Here is a 19,249-nt window from a genome sequence, read left to right as displayed (position 1 = left end):
CGCGCACGGTGCGGACACCGACCCATAGAACGAGCCAACAGCGCCCGAACGCCCGGCATTCCCCACCGGGTAGATACCTGTATTCCCTCGTCGCGACGGGTGACACCGGTTACGGCGAAATCGGGTCGGGTGCGCGCAGGTCGTGTGTGCGGGTCGGCGTGGCGCGGGAAGCGCCGAACCCGCTTTTGGCACAGTGGGCGGTGTGACTGTGCCGGATTCGACGGGACGCACGCGCGCGCTCGGCGCCTGCGCGGCGGCCGTGTGCGCGCTGCTGCTCACCGGGTGCGGATCCACCGTGACCGGGCAGCCCGTCGCGGCGCGGCCATCGACCGTGCGGCATATCGCCGCCGGACTGAGCACGCTACTGCCCGAGCCCGCGCAGTTCCCGGCGCGCTATCCCGCGGTGGTGCTACCCCCGGAGGCGGCGGCCCAGGCGGCGGGAGACCTGAACGGCGTGATCCGCGGCGCGACCGTGCGGCCGGAGGGCTGCGCCCCCGACGAACAGCAGTTCGGCCCCGACCACACCGCCATCGCGGTCGGCAGCGACGAGACGTCGCGCGCCACGCTCACCGTCGAGCTCACCCGGACCAGACAGCCGCTGTCTACGCTGCGCGAACAGGTGCTTCGCTGCGGCGAGATGCGGGTGGCCAGGGCCGGGGCGACCACAACAGTGTCGACCGAGCTGGATCCGCCGCCGCCCCTCGACGCCGACGACACGCTGGCGCTGCGCCGCACCGTCGCCCCCGACGTCGGGGGGCCCGGCCTGACGCAGACCATGCGGACGCTGGTCGGGCAGGTGGGCGATGTGCGAATCGCGGTGACCTACATGACATTCAGCGACGCGCCGCCGGACACCGCGGCGCTGGACGAGTTGTTCACGACGGCGGTGCGGAAGGTGCGCGAGGCGTAGGCGGCCCGGTCGAACGGGGCCGTGTACTCGCCCGGTCCGACAATCAGTGCCACCGGGTGGGGCTGTCGCGGTGCTTCGTACACAGGCTGCGGGTTGTCCACAGGGGAGCTGTTCGCGCAGGTCGGGCGATCGGCGGACGGAGGGGCGATGCGCACTATGGCGACATGACGACTTCAGCGAATCCGCCACTCGGCGCGGGCGCCCGGCGCGGCGGCGAGGGCAGCGAATCCGTCGATCCGCCCGGCCGCTACCCGGGCGACCCGATGCGTTCCGAGCTTCCGCCGGGGCGGGTGCACTGGCGGCCGCCGCACCAGCGATTGTGTCTACGGCCATCCGCCGCCGGTTCGCGAATCCGCCGGACGGGGAACGACGACGACTCGGGGCCGAGCGCGGTGTTCGCGCAGCCGTCACCGCTGTACCGCGCCGGGTATTCGGCGCGACCACTCCGGGTGGACGATCCCGGAGAACTCATCGCCGCGCTGCCCGCCATGGTGGGGTTCTACCCGCATCGCTCGCTGGTCGTCGCGGTGCTCGGGCCCGCGGAACCGGGCGCGAGTCACGGAATCGCGGCGGTGCTGCGATTCGATCTCGAGCCGGTCGGCGCGCGCCGCGGTCTCGTCGGGTCGTTCGCGGACCTCATCGGGCAGATCTGCGCCGCCGAGCGGGCGACGGAGACGCTCGCGGTGGTCGTCGACGACCGGCTCGGCGGACCGCTCGGGAAGGCGGGGCGCGGGCGGCGTGGTTCGCCGCCGGGGGCGTTGATCGCCGCGCTGGCCGGTCGGCTCGGCGCCGACGGCATCCGGGTCGGCGGCGCGTGGGCGGTGACGGCGATCGAGGAGGGGCGACCGTGGTGGAGTCTGCGGGGCAGGTCCGACCGCGGCACGGTACCCGACCCGAGCGCGTCCACGGTGGCGCTGGCGCACGTGCTGGACGGACGGCCGATCCTGAGCTCCCGCTCGGAACTCACCGAGCGGGTGGCCGCGGACTCGGCGCTGTGCGCGGAGGTCGGCGTCCAACTGGACAGCGCCGTCGCGGCGGCCAGAGACCGGTTCGCCAGGGCGGTGCGGCACGACGACGTCACCGGCTATCGCAGGCGTGCTTTGGAACACGTGCTGTGGCAGGTGGCCAATATCGAATCCGGCGCCGTGCTCGCCGCGCCGGAGATCGCGGAAGTCGTTGCCGCGCTGCGTGATCGGGTGGTGCGCGACGCGATGTTCGCGCTGGCCGCCTCCGATCACGCGGCGGCCGCGGAACGGCTGTGGCTGACCCTCGTCCGCGGTCTGCCGCCCGGGCGGGACCGCGCCGAGATCGCGGCTCTGCTCGGCTACAGCGCCTATTTCCGTGGCGACGGACCGTTCGCGGGCATCGCCCTCGAGGCGGCGTTGGCGGCCGATTCGGGCAACGCGATGGCGATCCTGCTGGAAACCTCGCTGCGCGCGGGCATGCGCCCCGAACAGTTGCGCAGGCTCGCCAGCAGCGGCCGTGACGCCGCGGCTTGGCTGGGCGTCGACCTCGGACCTGTTGTCCGATGAGGCGGCGCGCCTGTGTCTCGATGAGGCGCGCCGATGCCTTGCCGCGGCGTCTTCGATACGCCGAGTGGCTACTTCGCGCTGTGCGCGCGTTCACCCAGCGAGCGCAGGAACTCCCAGGCGTCGGCCACGATCTCGTCGAGATCGTTGTGCTCGGGCCGCCAACCGAGTTCGCCGATCGCCCGTTCGCTGGAGGCGATCAGTGTGGCGGGGTCGCCGGGACGGCGCGGCGCGTCCTGCGCGGCGATGGGCAGGCCCGTGACGCGCTCGCACGCCGAAATCACCTCGCGCACCGAGAAACCCGCGCCGCTACCGAGGTTGTAGACACGGTGCGCGCCTGCCTCGGCCGAGCGCAGGGCCAGCAGGTGGGCCTCGGCGAGATCACGGATGTGGATGTAATCGCGCACCGCGGTGCCGTCGGGAGTCGGCCAGTCGGTGCCGAAGACGGAGATCGCCTTGCGGTGCCCGAGCGCGACCTGCAGCACGAGCGGAATGAGATGCGTTTCGACCACGCGGTTCTCGCCGAGCCCGCCGTAGGCGCCCGCGACGTTGAAGTACCGCAGGCTGGTCGCGGCCAAGCCGTGCGCGATCGAGTAGGAGGTGATCGCGTGATCGATGGCGAGCTTCGACGCGCCATAGGGGTTGGTCGGCCGGGTCGGCGCGTCCTCGGTGATCGGTACCTGCTCGGGTTCGCCGTACACCGCGGCGGTCGAAGAGAACACCAGGCGCGGCGTGCCCGTCAGCCGCATGGCCTCGAGCAGCTCCAGCGTCTTCACGACGTTGCCTTGCCAGTACTTCTCCGGCTGCTGCACCGATTCCCCGACCAGCGACTGCGCCGCGAAATGCAGGACGCCGTCGAAGGTTTCGCCGCGCAGCAGCGCGGGCGCGGCCTCGGCGACATCGCCCTCGACGAACCGCGCACCGGACGGGACGCCGTCGGCGTTACCGGTGGACAGATCGTCGACGACGACCACCTCGTGGCCGTCCTCCAGCAGCACCTGCGCGCAAACGCCCCCGACGTAGCCCGCGCCACCCGTGACCAGAAGTTTCACGGATCAGACCAGCTTCACCTGGACGGCGTGGGCCATTTCGTCCGACAGCTCGAAGCCGCTGTCGTGGCCGGGCACGCTGATGACCACGGAACCGGGCTTGGTCTCGACGGTCACTCGCGCGTCGGGTACCACACCGGCCTCGCGCAGCTGGCCGATGACCTCGGGGTCGGTCTGGATGTGCTCGGCCAGGCGGCGCACCACGACGGCGTGCAGCTGGCCGTGCGGCAGATCCGAGAGCCGGACCAGGGTCTCCTCGACCGTGACCGGCGCGGTGATGCCCAGCTCGTCGAGGCCGGGAATCGGGTTGCCGTACGGCGAGGTGGTGGGGTGGTTGAGCACCTCGACCAGGCGCCGCTCGACGTCCTCGCTCATCACGTGCTCCCAGCGGCACGCCTCGGCGTGCACGTTCTGCCAGTCCAGGCCGATGATGTCGACCAGGAGACGTTCGGCGAGCCGGTGCTTGCGCATCACCGCGACGGCCATGCTGCGGCCCTTCTCGGTGAGCTCGAGATGGCGATCGCCCGCGACCAGCAGCAGCCCGTCGCGCTCCATGCGCGCGACCGTCTGGCTCACGGTCGGGCCGCTCTGCTCGAGGCGCTCGGCGATCCGCGCGCGCAGGGGCACCACGCCCTCCTCCTCGAGGTCGTAGATGGTACGGAGGTACATCTCCGTGGTGTCGACCAGATCCTTCACCTGTTACCCCTTCGTCGGCACGAATTCTACCCACGCACGGCGACAGCACCGTGTGCCATGTCGGTTCGCGTCCCACCGCCGGAACCGTGTCGGCGCACGGCCTGTCGCCGTGTTCGCACTTGCGTCATTTCTACTGCATACAAACGCCCGACGGGGCTGGTAGCTTCCCGCGTACCGTTGCGAGCATGGCCACTGCACCCTCGGCGTCGTCCCGCGAACCAGGGGCGCACCGGAGTTCGGGCACCGTCGTGTGGAGCGAACGCTTCCTCGACTACAGCTGGACACCGGAGCACCCCATGAAACCGGCGCGACTGAAGTTCACCATGGCGCTGGCCGAAAGTCTGGGATTGCTCGACGGTGTCGAGCCGTTGAAGCCGGAGCCCGCGGGCCGCGACGAACTGTTGCGCGTGCACACCGCGGACTACATCGAGGCGGTCGAGCACGCGGTGGCGCCCGCGGGGGAGCCGCTCGCCCCGCCCTACGGTCTGGGATCGCCGGACAACCCGGTGTTCCCGCGCATGCACCAGGCGGCCTCGATCATCGTCGGCGGCACGCTGGCCGCGGCGCGCGAGATCGCCGAGGGCCGGACCCGGCGAGCCGTCAGCATCGGCGGTGGCATGCATCACGCGATGCCCTCGTCCGCCTCGGGCTTCTGCGTCTACAACGATGCGGCCGTGGCGATCTCCTGGCTGCTCGACCACGGTTTCGACCGCATCGCCTATCTCGACGTCGACGTGCACCACGGCGACGGCGTGCAGCGCGCGTTCTACGCGGACCCGAGGGTGCTCACCGTCTCCATCCATCAGCACCCGGCGACGCTGTGGCCCAACACCGGCTGGGCCGAGGAGATCGGCACGGGCGCGGCCGAAGGCACCGCGATCAACCTGCCGATGTTGCCCGGAACCCGGGATGCCCAGTGGCTGCGCGGTTTTCACGCGGTGGTGCCCGGTGCGGTCGCCGCGTTCCGCCCGCAGATCGTGGTGAGCCAGTGCGGTGTGGACACCCACCGCGAGGATCCGCTCGCCGATCTGGAGCTCACGGTGGACGGACAGCGCGCGGCGTTCCGCGCCATGCGCGATCTCGCCGATCAGTACGCCGAGGGACGCTGGCTCGCCGTCGGCGGCGGTGGTTACGGTTTGGTCCGGGTGGTCCCGCGAGCCTGGACGCACCTGTTGGCCACCGCTCTCGACCGGGACATCGCGCCGGAAACGCCGGTGCCGCAGGACTGGACCGATCTGGTGCGCACGATGGCGCCGAACACCGAGCCGCCGCGCACCATGGGCGAAGGGGGCGACATCACATTCCGTCGGTGGGACGGGCCGGGGGGAACGGGGGAGACTGGGGACGCGCGCGCCGATCGTGCGCAGCGGGCCGTCGACACGGCCGTATTGGCCACGCGCCGAGCATGCTTCGGGTTGCTCGGCTTGGATCCGGAGGACCCCCGTGACTGAGCAGATTCCCGTCCCGGACTCTCCGTCCACACCGGCGACGCCGCCCCCGCCGCCGCAGCATTGGTTCGCCGACGTGCTCGCTTCCGACGGCGGGGTGGTGCGGCTGCGTCCGGTCACTCCCGAGGACGGCGACCGGTTGCAGGAGTTCCACGCCGCGCTCTCCGAGCGCACCAGGTACCTGCGGTATTTCGGTCCCTATCCACGCATCTCGCCGAAGGATCTGTACCGGACGACCCATCTCGACTATCACGACCGGGTCGGTCTGGTGGTCGAACTCGGCGAGCAGATCATCGCGGTGGGCCGCTACGAACTGCTGGACCGCACCGGTCCTCGCGCCGCCGAGGTCGCCTTCGTGGTGGCCGACGGGCACCAGGGCCGCGGACTCGGCTCCATCCTGCTCGAGCACCTGGCGGGCGCCGCGGCGGAGAACAAGATCGAGACCTTCGTCGCGGAGGTGCTCGCCGAGAACACCGTGATGGTCACCGTCTTCCGCGAGGCCGGGTATCAGGTCGAGCGCAGCAGGGACGGTTCGGTCCTGCACCTGGAGTTCGCCATCGACCCCACCGAAGCGCTGGTGTCGGTGCGGGATTCGCGGGAACGCGCCTCGGAGGCGCGCAGCGTCGGGAATCTGCTCGCGCCGGGTTCGGTCGCGGTGATCGGCGCCACGCCCGCCGCGGGCCGGGTCGGCGGCGTGGTGCTGGCCAACCTGCTGTCGGGCGTGTTCCAGGGGCCGGTGTATCCGGTCAATCCCACCAGGAAGTTCGTGCGCGGCGTGCGCGCCTACGCCACCGTGCGCGAGATTCCCGACGAGGTGGACTTGGCGGTGGTCGCGGTGCCCGCCGCCGCGATCGACTCGGTTCTCGACGACTGTATGGCCAAGGGCGTCAAGGGTTTGGTGGTCTTGACGGCCGGGTTCGGCGAGACCGGCCCGGAGGGGCTCGCCGCCGAGCGCGACCTGGTCGCGGCCGCCCGGGTGCACGGTATGCGGGTGGTCGGTCCGAGCGCGTTGGGCATCGCCAACACCGATCCGGCGGTGTCGCTGAACGCGACGCTGGCGCCGGTGCTGCCCGCGCGCGGGCGAATCGGTTTCTTCTGCCAGTCCGGGCCGTTGGGCGCGGCCATCCTCGGCGAGGCGGCCGCGCGGAACCTGGGTTTGTCGACGTTCGTCTCGGCGGGCAACCGCGCCGACGTGTCCGGCAACGACCTGCTCCAGTACTGGGACACCGCGCCCGACACCGATGTGATCCTGCTGTACCTGGAGAGCTTCGGTAACCCGCGCAAGTTCTCCCGGATCGCGCGACGGGTGGCGCGCACCAAGCCGATCGTCGCGGTGAGCAGTGGGCGACAGGCCGGGCACAGCCAGCCCCCGCGCGATATGGATCGCTCGATCGTGCGTGACCTGTTCGCACAGGCGGGCATCGTGCAGGTGGACTCGATCTCGGAGTTGTTCGACTGCGCCGCGCTGCTCGGCTATCAACCGCTGCCCCGTGGGTCGCGCCTCGCGGTGATCAGCAACAGCACCGCGCTGAGCTGGCTGGCCGTCGACGCGGCCCGCGGTGAAGGCCTCGACGCGGCCGAACCGGTGAATCTGGGGCCGCAGGCGACGCCGGGCGCGTACCTCGACGCGGTCGTCGCCGCCCTGCGGTCCGACGAGACCGATTCCGTCATCGTGGTTTTCGCGCCGCCGGTACCGCTGCCGATGGCAGGGTTCGCCGACGCCATCCGGGCCGCCGCGGCCGCGGTGCCGGAGGCGGACAAACCGATTCTCACCACGTTCATCGCCGAGCAGGGCATTCCGAATCTGCTCGCGGTGCGCGGTCAGGGCGGGATGGCGGTGCACGGATCGATTCCGTCGTATCCGGATCCCGAACGGGCGGCGCGGGCGCTGGCCCGCGTCCGCCGCTACGCGGAGTGGCGGGACAAACCCGTGTCGGTGGTGGTGCGCCCGGACGGCATCGATACCGAGCGAGCCAGGGGACTGGTGGCGAAGTGGATGGGCGATTCCGGCGGTCGCTGGCTGACCGATCTGGAGGCCGCCGAACTGCTCACCTGCTACGGCATCCAGGTCGTCGAGTTCCGTGAGGTGCGCGACGCCGAGGAGGCGGTGGCCGCGGCCGAGGAGCTGGGCTATCCGGTGGCGGCGAAGGCCACCGGCGAGATGTGGCGGCGCAGGCCCGATTTGATCGGTGTGCGGCTCGACCTGTGGCGGCCGGAGGCGGTGCGTCAGGCCTACACCGACCTGGTGGAGATCTGCGGCGATCCGGTGCTGCACATCCAGAAGATGGCGACCAAGGGCGTCGGCTGCATCCTGCGCGTGCAGGACGACCCGTCCTTCGGGTCGGTGATCGAGTTCGGCCTGTCCGGCACGATCATCGAAATGCTCGGCGACCGCGCCTATCGCGCGCTCCCGCTGACCCGCGACGAGGCGGCGGCGCTGATCGACGCTCCGCGCGCGGCCCCGCTGCTCTCCGGCACGCCGGCGAGCCCGCGCGTGGACAAGGCCGCGCTCGCCGAACTGGCCCAACGCATTTCGGCGCTGTTCGACGACCTCCCCGAAATGCGCGAGCTGTCCTTCGATCCCGTGCTCGCCTCGCCGACCTCGGCGGAAATCCTTTACGCGCGTGGCCGAGTCGGTCCCGAGCCGAGCCGGTTCGACGTCGGCCCGCGGCGGCTGGCATGAGGTACTGCTGTCGAGCGGCGTTAACGCCGCTCGGGCGGCACCCGATCTGGTGAAGATCCGAGAGATTCGACCAGAGAGGTGTCGACATGAAAACCACTGCACTCGCCGGGCTTTTCGCCCTTGCGTTCCTGGCAGCGGGATGTTCGGTGGAGGTCGGTTCCTCCACGCCCCAGGTGAAGGAAAGCGAGCTGGAGAAGTCGGTTCAGCAGACCTTGACCGAGGAGGTCGGGAAGAAACCCGACAGCATCGACTGCCCCGATGACCTGGAGGGCAAGGTCGGCACCACCATGCGCTGCACCTTGACCGCGGGCGGCGAAACGCTCGGTCTCACCGTCACGGTGACCTCGGTCGAAGACGACACGGTCAACTACGACGTCGCCGTCGATCCGGCCTGACAACGAGTTCGCCGACCGGTTCGCGCGGAACCCGGAGGGGACGGGTCGCGCGGGCACCGGTCGGCGTCTGTGCGGTGACCGCTAGGCCACCAAGTCGGAGACCGGGCGCCTCGGAAAACACCCGGCGTCGATGGGTCAGCTGGCGTAGGCCCGCAGCCGGTCGGCCCGCTCGCCTTTGCGCAGCTTCGCCATGACCTCACGCTCGATCTGACGCACCCGCTCGCGGGACAGTCCGAAGAGCTTGCCGATCTGGTCGAGGGTGCGCGGCTGGCCGTCGTCCAAGCCGAAGCGCAGGCGGATGACCTGCTGTTCGCGCTCGTCCAAGGTCGCGAGAACGCTGCGCACGTCGTGGTGCAGCAGGCCCGCGATCACCGCGGACTCGGCCGAGGTGGCCTCGGAGTCCTCGATGAAATCGCCGAGCGGCGCCTCTTCGTCGTTGCCGACCGGCATGTCCAGGCTCACCGGGTCGCGGCTGTGATCGAGCAGATCGGAGATCTTGTCGACCGGGATGCCCGACTCGTTGGCCAGCTCTTCGTCGGTGGCTTCGCGGCCGAGCTGCTGGTGCAGTTCACGCTTGATCCTGGCCAGCTTGTTCACCTGCTCGACGAGGTGGACGGGCAGCCGGATGGTGCGGCTCTGATCGGCCATGCCGCGAGTGATGGCCTGGCGGATCCACCACGTCGCGTAGGTGGAGAACTTGAATCCCTTGGCGTAGTCGAACTTCTCCATCGCCCGGATCAGGCCCAGATTGCCCTCTTGGATGAGGTCCAGCAGCGGCATGCCGCGGCCGGTGTAGCGCTTGGCGAGCGAGACCACGAGGCGAAGGTTGGCTTCGAGCAGGTGCGCCCGTGCGGCTTGGCCGTCGCGCACGATGATGGCGAGATCCTTCTTCCGGCTGGCGGAAAGCCGCTTGCCCGTTTCCAGCAGATGCTGGGCGTAGAGGCCCGCCTCGATGCGCTTGGCCAGCTCGACCTCGTCTGCGGCCGAGAGCAGCGCGGTGCGGCCGATTCCGTTCAGGTACACACGTACCAAGTCGGCGGCAGGGCTCTGGGCGTCGAGGTCCGATTCGCTGGTGCGCACTCGAGTGGTGGCGGGGCTGGTCATGACTTGCCTCCTGTCGGTGGTGTCTCACTCCGATCAACGGACCCGACAGAGAGAAAGTTCCCCGCTCCCGCGCCGATAAACCGCATCTGAACTGCGGTTTCGGTCACTTACGTCTGAGAAGTTCCTGAGAACCCCCGCGGGCGGGAACGACTCCCTGTCCGATGCCTCCGCCGACGCATACCCGGTTGCCCCGTGCTTACACGGGAGCGATGAGCCCGTGCCGGACCAATCCGGCGACGACAGTCAGCGCGTCGGCCGCGAACTCCGGCGTCACCTCGTCGGCTCCGTGGGCGAGCGCCAGCAGTTCGACCAGCTCGTACAACGGAAGTCCGTCCGGCCGCATTCCCGCGACCAGCGCGATCGTCGTCTCATCCACCTCGTGCTGCCAGCGCGGACCGTCGCCGCGGTGCAGCCGCGCGACGCGCTCGGCCCAGCCGTCGGGGCCGGGCAGCGACACCCGTTCCAGCGCCGTCGTGGGCTCGACCGCGAAACGCGCGGTCCAGGCGTGGTTTTCGTCACTCGCCACGGCGCGCAGCCAGGCCGACCGCTCGAAATACGCGCTCGCTTCGGCGCCGAGCGGGTCGTCGAAGCCGTGCGCGAGGTCCTCGGCGAGCAACTCGGTGGGCCCGTCGATGGCGCGAAGGTAGACGAAGCCGAAGCCGATGCCCTCGACGTCGGCCGCGGCGAACGCGTCCAGCCACTGCTCGGCGCGGGCTTGCGCCGCCGGATCGCGCGGATCGAGGCCCGCGTCACGCAGCCAGGTGCCGACGTACAGCGCCGGATCGGCGACATCGCGCTGCACCACCCAGGCGTCGACGCCGTCGGCGGGCAGCCAGGAGGAGACGCGCTGGCGCCAGTCCTCGCCGTCCACGTGCACCCAGGCCGCCAGCATGGCCGCGGTGCCGCCCGGCGCGAGCAGATCGGGCGCGCGCGAGACGACCAGTTGGCTGGCGCCGTCCAAGGCCAGGCCCGAATCGCGGTATGTGTGCTCGATGCGCGCGGGGCCGACGACGAACGGCGGGTTCGCCACCACCTGATCGAACCGTCGCCCGGCCACCGGCTCGAACCAGGAACCCTCCAGCAGTTCGATGTCGAGGCCGTTGAGGGCGGCCGTCGCCTCGGCCAGCCACAGCGCGCGCGGGTTCACGTCGGTCGCGGTGACGGTGCGCGCGTAGGAGGCGGCGTGCACCGCCTGCACGCCGCAGCCGGTGCCGAGATCGAGAACCGATCCGACGGGCCGGGTCGGCGTGGCACGCAGCAGCGACAGCGAGGCGTGGCCGACGCCGAGCACGTGATTCTCGGTGAGGGTGCGCCTGCGCATCGAGTCGTCCAGATCGGACAGGATCCAGCGGTTGCCCTCGCCGGCGTCGAGCGGGCGCAGGTCCAGTGCCGCGCGGACCTCGTCGCCGTCGCGCTCCAGCAGACCGGCCGCGACGGCCCGGTCGATGTCCACCGGCGCCAGCGCGGCCGCCACCTCGCGCTCGGGCAGGGCGTCGCCGAGCAGCAACAGCCGGATCAGCGTGCCGAGTTCACCCGCCGCCCGCGCGGCCCGCCGCACCGGCACCGGCTCGGACCGACCCAGCGCCGCGTGCGTGTCCGGCCCCAGCGCCGACACGAGGGTGTCGGCGTCGTAGCCGACGCGGGTCAGCGCGGTCCGCAGCTCCGGGCACAAGGCGGTGAGCAGGGATCCGGTGGTCGTCTGGTTCGTAGGCACACACGTACTCTGCCACCGCTACCCGTGAGCATCCGTAGCCCGTTGCCACCGGGGTCGCGGCTCACGCCCCGTTCGGGTCGCGTCCGGTGACGCAGTACACGGCGTCGCCCGGATCGGTCATCACGATCCAGTGCTCGTAGCGCTGCACCACGGTCGCGCCGAGCGACTCGTGCCACGCCGCGGTGGCCTCGATATCGGACGAGGACAGGTCGATGTGGGCGCTGGTCGGCCGGTTCTCGCCGAGGCGCTGCAACAGAAACTGGACCGGCATCGGCTCCACCGGGCGCAGCCGGGAGAACTCGTCGAGTCGGCCAGGCGTGTGCTTCCATCCGGTGAGGTCGGCCCAGAAGCGCGTCTCTACGTCGTGATCGGCCGCGCCGATGTCCAGGCAGACCTGGTCGAGGCGGCTCAGCGTGCCGTCGGGCGCGCGGAAGGCGGGCGCGGGGCGGCCCTTGGCGCGTCCGCTCGGCGTGAAGCAGAAGATCTGCCCGGATGGCGAGCGAAGCACCGCGTAGTCGGGGTGATTGGCGACCAATTCGGCGTTCAGGTCCAGCGCGGTGCGTACGGCGGCGGGGATGTGGTCGACGTCGAAGTCGAAGTGCACGCCGCCGAGGCCGTTCACCGACTGCATCTTGACCCCGGCCGCGGCGAACAGCGCGGGATCCGGCAGCAGCGTGAGGAATTGGTTGTCGTCGCCGCGGCGCGGGGAGAGTTGGGTGCCGGTGATGGTCGACCAGAAGGTCGCGCAGGCGTCGAAACGTTGTGCGGGACGGTCGATGAACGCCCAGACCCAGCGAATCATGTTCTCTCCTGTGCCGTGCGGGAGGTACCCGCGACCGCAGACGTGGTGGCCCGGCGAGTGCGCCGAGCAAGGTGTTGCGGGACACGACAAGTGACGAGTGCGGCGCAGGCCACACGGCCGCCGTGCCCCGGGGACACAGTAGGGGGCGGCCGGGAGACTGTCGAACCGGTTTGGCCGAATCTCGGTGTTCTATGGCATTCGTGCCACTCGTTCGGTGCGCGGTTTTCCGGCAAGCTCGGCCGGTGACCGAACTGCGCACCTCGCCAGCCCAGCCCGGCGAACCGTTCGACCCGGTGGCGCGACGGCTGCATCCCGCCTGGATCGTGGCCGGGGTCGGCTTCGTCGCGCTGCTCGGCGCGGCCGCGTTCCGTTCCGTGCCGAGCGTGCTGATGGACCCGCTGCACGCGGAATTCGGGTGGTCGCACGGGACCATCGGGCTCGCGGTGTCGCTGAATCTGCTGCTGTACGGCCTCATCTCGCCGTTCGCCGCCGCGCTGATGGACAAGTTGGGCATCCGCAGGGTGGTGGCCTCCGCGCTGGTGCTCGTCGCGGCGGGCAGCGGACTGACCGTCTTCATGACCCAGGCCTGGCAACTCGTCGCGACCTGGGGACTACTGGTCGGCGTCGGTGTCGGCTCGATGTCGATGCCGTTCGTGGCGACGATCACCGGGCGCTGGTTCGTGCGCCACCGCGGCCTGGTCACCGGCATCCTGACGGCCGCGGGCGCGACCGGGCAGCTGGTCTTCCTCCCGTTGGTCTCGGCGCTGGCGCACGAGCACGGGTGGCGGCTGCCCGCGCTGGTGGTGGCGGGGGCGGCGCTGGCGGTGGTGCCGCTGGTCCTGCTGTTCATCCGCGACTTCCCCAGCGACGTGGGCGTTTCCGCGTACGGCGCGGAACCGGGCTCGGCGGCGGGGACGCGCACCACCGCGCGAGGCGGCGCGACGCGGGCGCTCACCGTGCTCGCGCGGATCGCGCGGACGCGCGGATTCTGGTTGCTGGCGGGCGGTTTCGCGGTGTGCGGCGCCTCGACCAACGGTCTGGTCGGCACCCATTTCGTCAGCGCGGCGCACGACCACGGGATGCCGCCGACCACCGCGGCCGGACTGCTCGCGCTGGTCGGCGTGTTCGACGTCGCGGGCACCATCGCCTCGGGGTGGCTCACCGACCGGGTCGACCCGCGCTATCTGCTCCTGGCCTACTACAGCCTGCGCGGGCTCTCGCTGCTGATCCTGCCCTCGCTGTTCGCGCCGCACACCGAGCCGAGCATGTGGGTCTTCGTGATCTTCTACGGACTGGACTGGATCGCGACCGTCCCGCCGACGGTCGCGCTGTGCCGCGAGCTGTTCGGCGAGGACGGGCCGGTGGCCTTCGGCTGGGTTTTCGCCTCGCACCAGATCGGCTCGGCGATCGCGGCCACCGGCGCGGGCGTGATTCGCGACGTGCAGGGCAGCTACGACACGGCCTGGTACGTGGCTGGCGCGCTGTGCGGACTCGCGGCGTCGATGTCGATCGTCATCCGCAGGCGGGTCGGCGCATGAGCGAACTCACCCGTCGATGGCGTTGTGCGGACGGGATTCGATGGCCTTGTGGGGGCGGTCCCACCGGCTGGGTTCGTCCTTGCGCCGCGGCGGGCGGTCGTTGGCGATGAGCACCGCGATCCACGGCAGCGGGATCGACGCGCCGATGATCAGCAGCGAGAGCAGGGCGCTGCCCCACGCGCTGTAGGCGACCGCGGCCAGCACCAGCGCGGGAATGCGGAACGCCATCAGGATCGTGTACCTGCGCACCCGCGCGCGGTGCTGATCCTCGAGCGAAGGGGCGGCCTCGGTGATGAGCACCGGGTGCTTGTCGTCGTTTCCGGGGAAGTACCCGCGCGACGGGGAAGGTGTGGATGAGACGTCCGGGCGAACACCGCGGCCGATGTCGTCGGCGTCGGAGGAGTCGCCGTTCTGCTGCATACCCCGAGTCTTCCACTCCCGTGTTCCCGGCGCACACACCAGGTCGATTCGCCACCGGCTTCGGGCGCAGGCGACCCGCGGGACCGTCATACGGCATCATGGAATCCGTGAGTACCGACACCCTGGTTCGCCCGGATACGACCACCGACGAGACGACGGGCGACGACATCCCGAAGTTCTTCCACTACGTGAAGAAGGACAAGATCGCCGAGAGCGCCGTCATGGGCACCGTGGTCGTCGCCCTGTGCGGCGAGGTGTTCCCGGTGACCCGCTCGCCGAAGCCCGGCTCGCCGGTCTGCCCGGAGTGCAAGAAGGTCTACGAGAGCCTGCGCAAGGGCGACTGAGTCCCGCGACCTTCGGCCGCGCGGTTACCCCGAGCTACGCAGCGGGGTGATCGCGCGTGCCGAGTCCGCGCGATCCGGCGCGTCGGCGTCGGTCTCCTCGTCCGACGTCTCGCCGCGCACCTGGTTGGAGATCCATTCCCGCATCTGCTCGATGCGGGTGGCGCGAGCGGGCCAGAACTCCTGGACCGCGGCGTTGAACTCGGCGCCGAGAATCACCGCGAAGCCCAGGAAGAACGTGAAGAGCAGGAACGCGATCGGCGTCGCCAGCGCGCCGTAACTCACGCCGGTCGCGGTGATCCAGGACAGGTACCGGCGCAGTCCCTCGCTGGCCGCCATGAAGAACACGCCCGCGACGAGCGCCCCGCCGAACAGCCGATGCCAGGGCAGCGTGCGGTGCAGCGCCAGCTTGTAGAGCGTGGTCAGGCCGACGATGAGCAACAGGCCGACGCCGGGGTAGTAGAAGCTGTCGATCAGCCGTAAGCCTGGCTCCCGCCACCCGTCCGGCAGCACCCGGCCGATCAGGCTGGGACCGAGCGCGACGAGCGGCAGAATGAACACCGCCGCCACCAGGAACAGCACGTAGAGCAGCAGCGCGAAGATGCGCTGCCACACCGGATGCCGCGCGTCCTGCTGGTCGTGCGCCTCCACGATCGCGTCGACGAAGGTCGCCATCGCCGAGGATCCGGCCCACAGCGAGAGCACGAAGCCGAACGACACCACCGCACCGCGCCCGCGGCCGAGCACGTCGCCGACGGTCGGTTCGATCAGGTCGGTGACGACGGCCTCGCTGAACAGCTCCCGGCTGAACGTGATGATCTTGGATTCCACGATCTCGACGGTGTCGGGCCCGAACCAGCCGCCGACGTAACCGAGGCTGCCGAGCACCCCGAGCAGCAGCGGGGCCAACGACAGGGTCTGCCAGAACGCGGCGGACGCGGACTTGGCGAAGATCGAATCGTCCCACGCTTTCCCCGAGACCCGGACCACCAGCCTGCGAGCCTGCCGTCCGGCATGCCGGACCCGCCGGACGACGACGTCCGGACCCCGCGGCGGCGTGCCCGCGCCGCCGCTGTGGATCGGCTCGGGCCCGTGCGCGGGTAGGGGACTGGCTTCGTTCATGGTGCCTACAGCATCGCGCACCGGACGCTCGCGCACCGGCTCGTCCCCGCATCGTGTCGGCGGGCAACAGGTGAACACGGGGCGGCGCGGAGGGAATGTGTGACGCGGATCGCGACCGCCGCGTCGGTTTGGCGACACGCCGTCCCCGGCCGCTACTGTCTTCTGCGTGACTGGGTCGGATGGCGCTGCGGCGGGAGATGGAGCGACGCCGGGCGATTCGGGAAAGTCGGCAGCCGGGGGCGGTTCGCTACGCGCGTGGCAGCGGCGCGCGCTCACGAAATACCTGGCCACGAAGCCGCGCGACTTCCTCGCCGTGGCGACGCCGGGCGCGGGTAAGACGACCTTCGCGCTGCGGGTGGCGGCCGAGCTGCTCGCCGATCGGACGGTGGACCAGATCACGGTGGTCGCGCCGACCGAACACCTCAAGCACCAGTGGGCGGCCTCGGCCGCGCGCAGCGGCATCCAGCTGGATTCTCGTTTCTCCAACGCCACCGGCGGCACCTCCGGCGACTACCACGGCGTGGTCGTCACCTACGCGCAGGTCGCTTCGCATCCGTCCCGGCACCGGGTGCGGACCGAGAACCGCAGGACGCTGGTGATCCTCGACGAGATCCACCACGCGGGCGACGCCAAGACCTGGGGTGACGCGACCGCGGAGGCGTTCGGCGACGCGACCCGCAGGCTGGCGCTGACCGGTACACCGTTCCGCTCCGACGACAGCCAGATCCCGTTCGTCGTCTACGAGCCCGACGAATCCGGCTTCCCCAAGTCGCGCGCGGACCACACCTACGGCTACGCCGAGGCGCTGGCCGACGGCGTCGTCCGGCCGGTGGTCTTCCTGGCCTACTCCGGCGACGCGCACTGGCGCGACAGCGCGGGCGAGGAGCACTCCGCCCGCCTCGGTGAGCCGCTCAACGCCGAACAGACCGCGCGGGCCTGGCGGACCGCGCTGGACCCGGCGGGCGACTGGATCTCCGCGGTGCTGCGCGCCGCCGACATCCGGCTGCGCCAGAAGCGCGCCTCGGGCATGCCCGACGCGGGCGGCCTGGTGATCGCCACCGACCAGGACCGGGCCCGCGACTACGCCGAACTGCTCGAACACATTTCCGGCGAGCGGCCGGCGCTGGTGCTCTCCGACGATCCCGCGTCTTCGAACCGGATCGCCGAGTTCAGCAACAACACCCAGCCGTGGATGGTCGCGGTGCGCATGGTGTCCGAGGGCGTCGACGTGCCGCGCCTGTCCGTCGGCGTCTACGCGACCAGCGCCTCGACGCCGCTTTACTTCGCCCAGGCCATCGGCCGATTCGTGCGCGCGCGCCGCCCCGGCGAGACGGCGAGCGTGTTCCTGCCCTCGGTGCCCGTGCTGCTGGATCTGGCCGCGCAGCTGGAATTGCAGCGCGACCACGTCATCGGCAAGCCGCACCGGGAGAAGAACGGCCTCGACGACGAGCTGTTGACCGACGCGGCCAAGCAGAAGGACGAGCCGGGCGAGGAAGAGAAGAAGTTCGTGGCGCTCGCCGCGGACGCCGAACTCGACCAGGTGATCTACGACGGCTCCTCGTTCGGCACCGCCACCTTCGCGGGCAGCGACGAGGAGGCCGACTACCTGGGCATTCCCGGTCTGCTCGACGCCGATCAGATGCGCGCGCTGCTGCGCGAGCGCCAAGCGCGTCAGCTGGCCGACCGTGGTGAGCCGAAGATCGTGGAACCCGCGCCGCAGGTCGCGACCGCCGCCGAGCGGGTCGCCACCGCGGACCGGCTCGGGGAACTGCGCAAGGAACTCAACAGTCTGGTGGCCATGCACCATCACCGCACCGGCAAGCCGCACGGGGTGATCCACGGCGAGCTGCGGCGCGAGTGCGGCGGTCCGCCGACCGCGCTGGCCACGGCCGACCAGCTGCACGAGCGGATCGCCGCGCTGCGTCGTCGATAGCGCGGGTATCCGGCCGCGTGCTGCCCCGCGTCGCGGGACGGCCGAGTCGCGCGCTGGCCGAAGTCGCGTGCCAAGTGGTCGCGTCGGCGGAGGTCAGCGCTCAGGGAGAACTCGCGGGCCACGCCGCCATCGCACAGTCGATGGATCGGGTGAGGTCCTCCAGCGCCGCGCCGTCGCGGGCCTGGATGGACAGCCCGTAGAGCACTGTCGTGTAGAAGGCCGCCAGCGACGCCGTGTCGGTCTGCGCGGGCAGATCGCCCTCGGTGACCCCGCGCCACAGGCGCGCGTGGATGTGATCAGTGGTCTCCCTGCGCTTTTCGACGAGGAAATCGCGCACCCCGGTATTGCGGGTCGTGTACGTAGCGCCCGCGAGCACCACCATGCAGCCGTGTGGCTTGTCCTCGACGGTGTAGGCGGCGGCGTTGTCGCGCAGCATGGCCTCGATGGCTGCCCGTGCGGTGGGCTCTTCGCGCAGTGCGCGCTCGGTGTAGCCGCCGTCGGTGCGGCCGTAGAGCTCGATGGCCTCGCGAAAGAGCGCCTCTTTGCCACCGAACGCGGCGTAGAGGCTGGGCGAGTTGATGCCCATCGCGGCGGTGAGGTCGCTCATCGACGCGCCCTCGTAGCCGTGCTCCCAGAACACCTCCATGGCCCGGCGCAGCGCGACCGAGCGGTCGAAGGCGCGGGGACGACCTCGTTCGGCCACGGCTGCTCCTTTCTGTGTCGATCGTTAAATATACCCCTTGACGGGCCGGTCGCCGTGGGCTTAGCTATTTATGTACTGATCGACACAAAAATTGAGGGAGTACTGATGTCCGACCTGACCGGCAAGGTGGCACTGGTGACCGGCGGCAGCAGGGGGATCGGGGCGGCCATCGCCCGGCAGCTGGCCGTCGCGGGCGCGGACGTCGCGCTGACCTACCGGAGCGCCGAGACCGCCGCGAAAACCGTTGTCGCCGAGATCGAAGCGCTTGGCAGGCGCGCGATCGCGCTGCGCGCCGACAGCGCCGACGCGGGCGAGGTGGCGTACTCGGTGCACCGCGCCGCCGCCGAACTGGGTGGGCTCGACATCCTGGTGAACAACGCGGGCATCTTCCCGAGCAAGCCGTTCGAGGAGTTCACCGTCGAGGAGATCGACCGGGCGCTGCACGTGCACGCCCGCGCCGCGTTCGTCGGCGCTCAAGCGGCGGTCGCGCACATGAGCGAGGGCGGTCGGATCATCGGCATCGGCACCAATCTCACCGAGCACGCCCCGTTCGGTGGTCTCGCGCTCTACAACCTGAGCAAGTCGGCGCTCAACGGATTCACCAAGGCACTGGCGCGCGAACTCGGCCCGCGGTCGATCACGGTGAATCTGGTGCAGCCCGGCTCGACCGACACCGACATGAATCCGGCCGACGGCGCACACGCCGCGACCCAGGTCGGCCTCACCGCGCTCGGGCGCTTCGGCACCGCCGACGATGTCGCCGCCACTGTGGCGTTCCTGGCGGGCCCGGCCGCCCGCAGCATCACCGGCGCGATCCTCACCGTGGACAGCGGCACCAACGCCTGACGCTAACCCGGTGAAA

17 protein-coding genes are annotated in these 19,249 nt (G+C 70.7%); 9 read left to right on the top strand and 8 right to left on the bottom strand.

The window, feature by feature from the left end; translation table 11 throughout:
• Positions 1–202 precede the first annotated feature (202 nt).
• Complete coding sequence (locus T333_RS25740) at positions 203–910, top strand: sensor domain-containing protein (protein WP_496426099.1); 708 nt, start codon at positions 203–205, stop codon at positions 908–910.
• A 164-nt stretch (positions 911–1,074) separates the two neighbouring features.
• Complete coding sequence (locus tag T333_RS25735) at positions 1,075–2,442, top strand: DUF4192 domain-containing protein (RefSeq protein WP_496426098.1); 1,368 nt, start codon at positions 1,075–1,077, stop codon at positions 2,440–2,442.
• A gap of 68 nt (positions 2,443–2,510) precedes the next feature.
• Here T333_RS25735 and galE read toward each other — a convergent pair whose 3' ends face one another.
• Entirely contained in the window at positions 2,511–3,491 is a 981-nt protein-coding gene (gene galE, locus T333_RS25730; protein WP_496426097.1) for a UDP-glucose 4-epimerase GalE, read from the bottom strand.
• Between the two features lie 3 nt (positions 3,492–3,494).
• The gene (locus T333_RS25725; RefSeq protein WP_354999571.1) at positions 3,495–4,184 is read right to left on the bottom strand and encodes an iron-dependent transcriptional repressor DtxR; all 690 of its coding nucleotides are present in this window, start codon (positions 4,182–4,184) and stop codon (positions 3,495–3,497) included.
• 185 nt (positions 4,185–4,369) lie between these two features.
• On the opposite strand from T333_RS25725, the gene T333_RS25720 reads away from it, so the two are divergent.
• The 3 genes from T333_RS25720 to T333_RS25710 all read left to right on the top strand — a co-directional run bounded on the left by T333_RS25720 (position 4,370) and on the right by T333_RS25710 (position 8,710).
• Positions 4,370–5,635, top strand: a complete 1,266-nt coding sequence (locus T333_RS25720) for an acetoin utilization protein AcuC (RefSeq protein WP_496426096.1) — start codon at positions 4,370–4,372, stop codon at positions 5,633–5,635.
• Complete coding sequence (locus tag T333_RS25715; RefSeq protein WP_496426095.1) at positions 5,628–8,315, top strand: bifunctional acetate--CoA ligase family protein/GNAT family N-acetyltransferase; 2,688 nt, start codon at positions 5,628–5,630, stop codon at positions 8,313–8,315. Before T333_RS25720 ends, T333_RS25715 begins: the two co-directional genes overlap by 8 nt.
• 86 nt (positions 8,316–8,401) lie before the next feature.
• A complete protein-coding gene (locus T333_RS25710) occupies positions 8,402–8,710 on the top strand; it encodes a DUF4333 domain-containing protein (protein WP_354999574.1) in 309 nt (102 codons plus the stop codon).
• A 135-nt stretch (positions 8,711–8,845) separates the two neighbouring features.
• On the opposite strand, the gene T333_RS25705 is transcribed toward T333_RS25710, so the two are convergent.
• The 3 genes from T333_RS25705 to T333_RS25695 form a co-directional block, all read right to left on the bottom strand.
• On the bottom strand, positions 8,846–9,814 hold the full coding sequence (locus T333_RS25705) for a sigma-70 family RNA polymerase sigma factor (protein WP_354999575.1): 969 nt from the start codon (positions 9,812–9,814) through the stop codon (positions 8,846–8,848).
• 196 nt (positions 9,815–10,010) lie between these two features.
• Positions 10,011–11,528: a DUF7782 domain-containing protein gene (locus tag T333_RS25700; protein ID WP_496426094.1), complete on the bottom strand. Its 1,518-nt coding sequence runs from the start codon at positions 11,526–11,528 to the stop codon at positions 10,011–10,013.
• A gap of 61 nt (positions 11,529–11,589) precedes the next feature.
• Entirely contained in the window at positions 11,590–12,330 is a 741-nt protein-coding gene (locus tag T333_RS25695; RefSeq protein ID WP_496426093.1) for a VOC family protein, read from the bottom strand.
• Between the two features lie 242 nt (positions 12,331–12,572).
• Between T333_RS25695 and T333_RS25690 the strand changes: the two genes are divergently transcribed.
• Entirely contained in the window at positions 12,573–13,868 is a 1,296-nt protein-coding gene (locus T333_RS25690; RefSeq protein ID WP_496426092.1) for an MFS transporter, read from the top strand.
• 6 nt (positions 13,869–13,874) lie between these two features.
• On the opposite strand, the gene T333_RS25685 is transcribed toward T333_RS25690, so the two are convergent.
• Positions 13,875–14,288 carry a DUF3099 domain-containing protein gene (locus T333_RS25685; RefSeq protein ID WP_357256409.1) on the bottom strand — a complete coding sequence of 138 codons (414 nt, stop codon included), beginning with the start codon at positions 14,286–14,288 and terminating at the stop codon, positions 13,875–13,877.
• 107 nt (positions 14,289–14,395) lie between these two features.
• Here T333_RS25685 and T333_RS25680 point away from each other — a divergent pair, with 107 nt between their 5' ends.
• Positions 14,396–14,632 carry a DUF3039 domain-containing protein gene (locus T333_RS25680; RefSeq protein WP_354999580.1) on the top strand — a complete coding sequence of 79 codons (237 nt, stop codon included), beginning with the start codon at positions 14,396–14,398 and terminating at the stop codon, positions 14,630–14,632.
• A gap of 24 nt (positions 14,633–14,656) precedes the next feature.
• On the opposite strand, the gene T333_RS25675 is transcribed toward T333_RS25680, so the two are convergent.
• Positions 14,657–15,622, bottom strand: coding sequence for a YihY/virulence factor BrkB family protein (locus tag T333_RS25675; RefSeq protein WP_496426134.1), 966 nt, complete (start codon positions 15,620–15,622; stop codon positions 14,657–14,659).
• A gap of 295 nt (positions 15,623–15,917) precedes the next feature.
• On the opposite strand from T333_RS25675, the gene T333_RS25670 reads away from it, so the two are divergent.
• Positions 15,918–17,684 (top strand): DEAD/DEAH box helicase, encoded by a 1,767-nt coding sequence (locus T333_RS25670; RefSeq protein ID WP_496426091.1) that lies wholly within the window; start codon positions 15,918–15,920, stop codon positions 17,682–17,684.
• 100 nt (positions 17,685–17,784) lie between these two features.
• Here T333_RS25670 and T333_RS25665 read toward each other — a convergent pair whose 3' ends face one another.
• Positions 17,785–18,387, bottom strand: coding sequence for a TetR/AcrR family transcriptional regulator (locus T333_RS25665; RefSeq protein ID WP_357256412.1), 603 nt, complete (start codon positions 18,385–18,387; stop codon positions 17,785–17,787).
• A gap of 105 nt (positions 18,388–18,492) precedes the next feature.
• Between T333_RS25665 and T333_RS25660 the strand changes: the two genes are divergently transcribed.
• Positions 18,493–19,233 (top strand): SDR family NAD(P)-dependent oxidoreductase, encoded by a 741-nt coding sequence (locus T333_RS25660; RefSeq protein ID WP_357256413.1) that lies wholly within the window; start codon positions 18,493–18,495, stop codon positions 19,231–19,233.
• The last annotated feature ends 16 nt before the right edge of the window (positions 19,234–19,249 follow it).

It is taken from the genome of Nocardia sp. CNS-044 (genome assembly GCF_059570515.1).
Note: the sequence above shows the minus strand (reverse complement) of the source record. Positions and strands in the feature narration are given on the sequence as shown.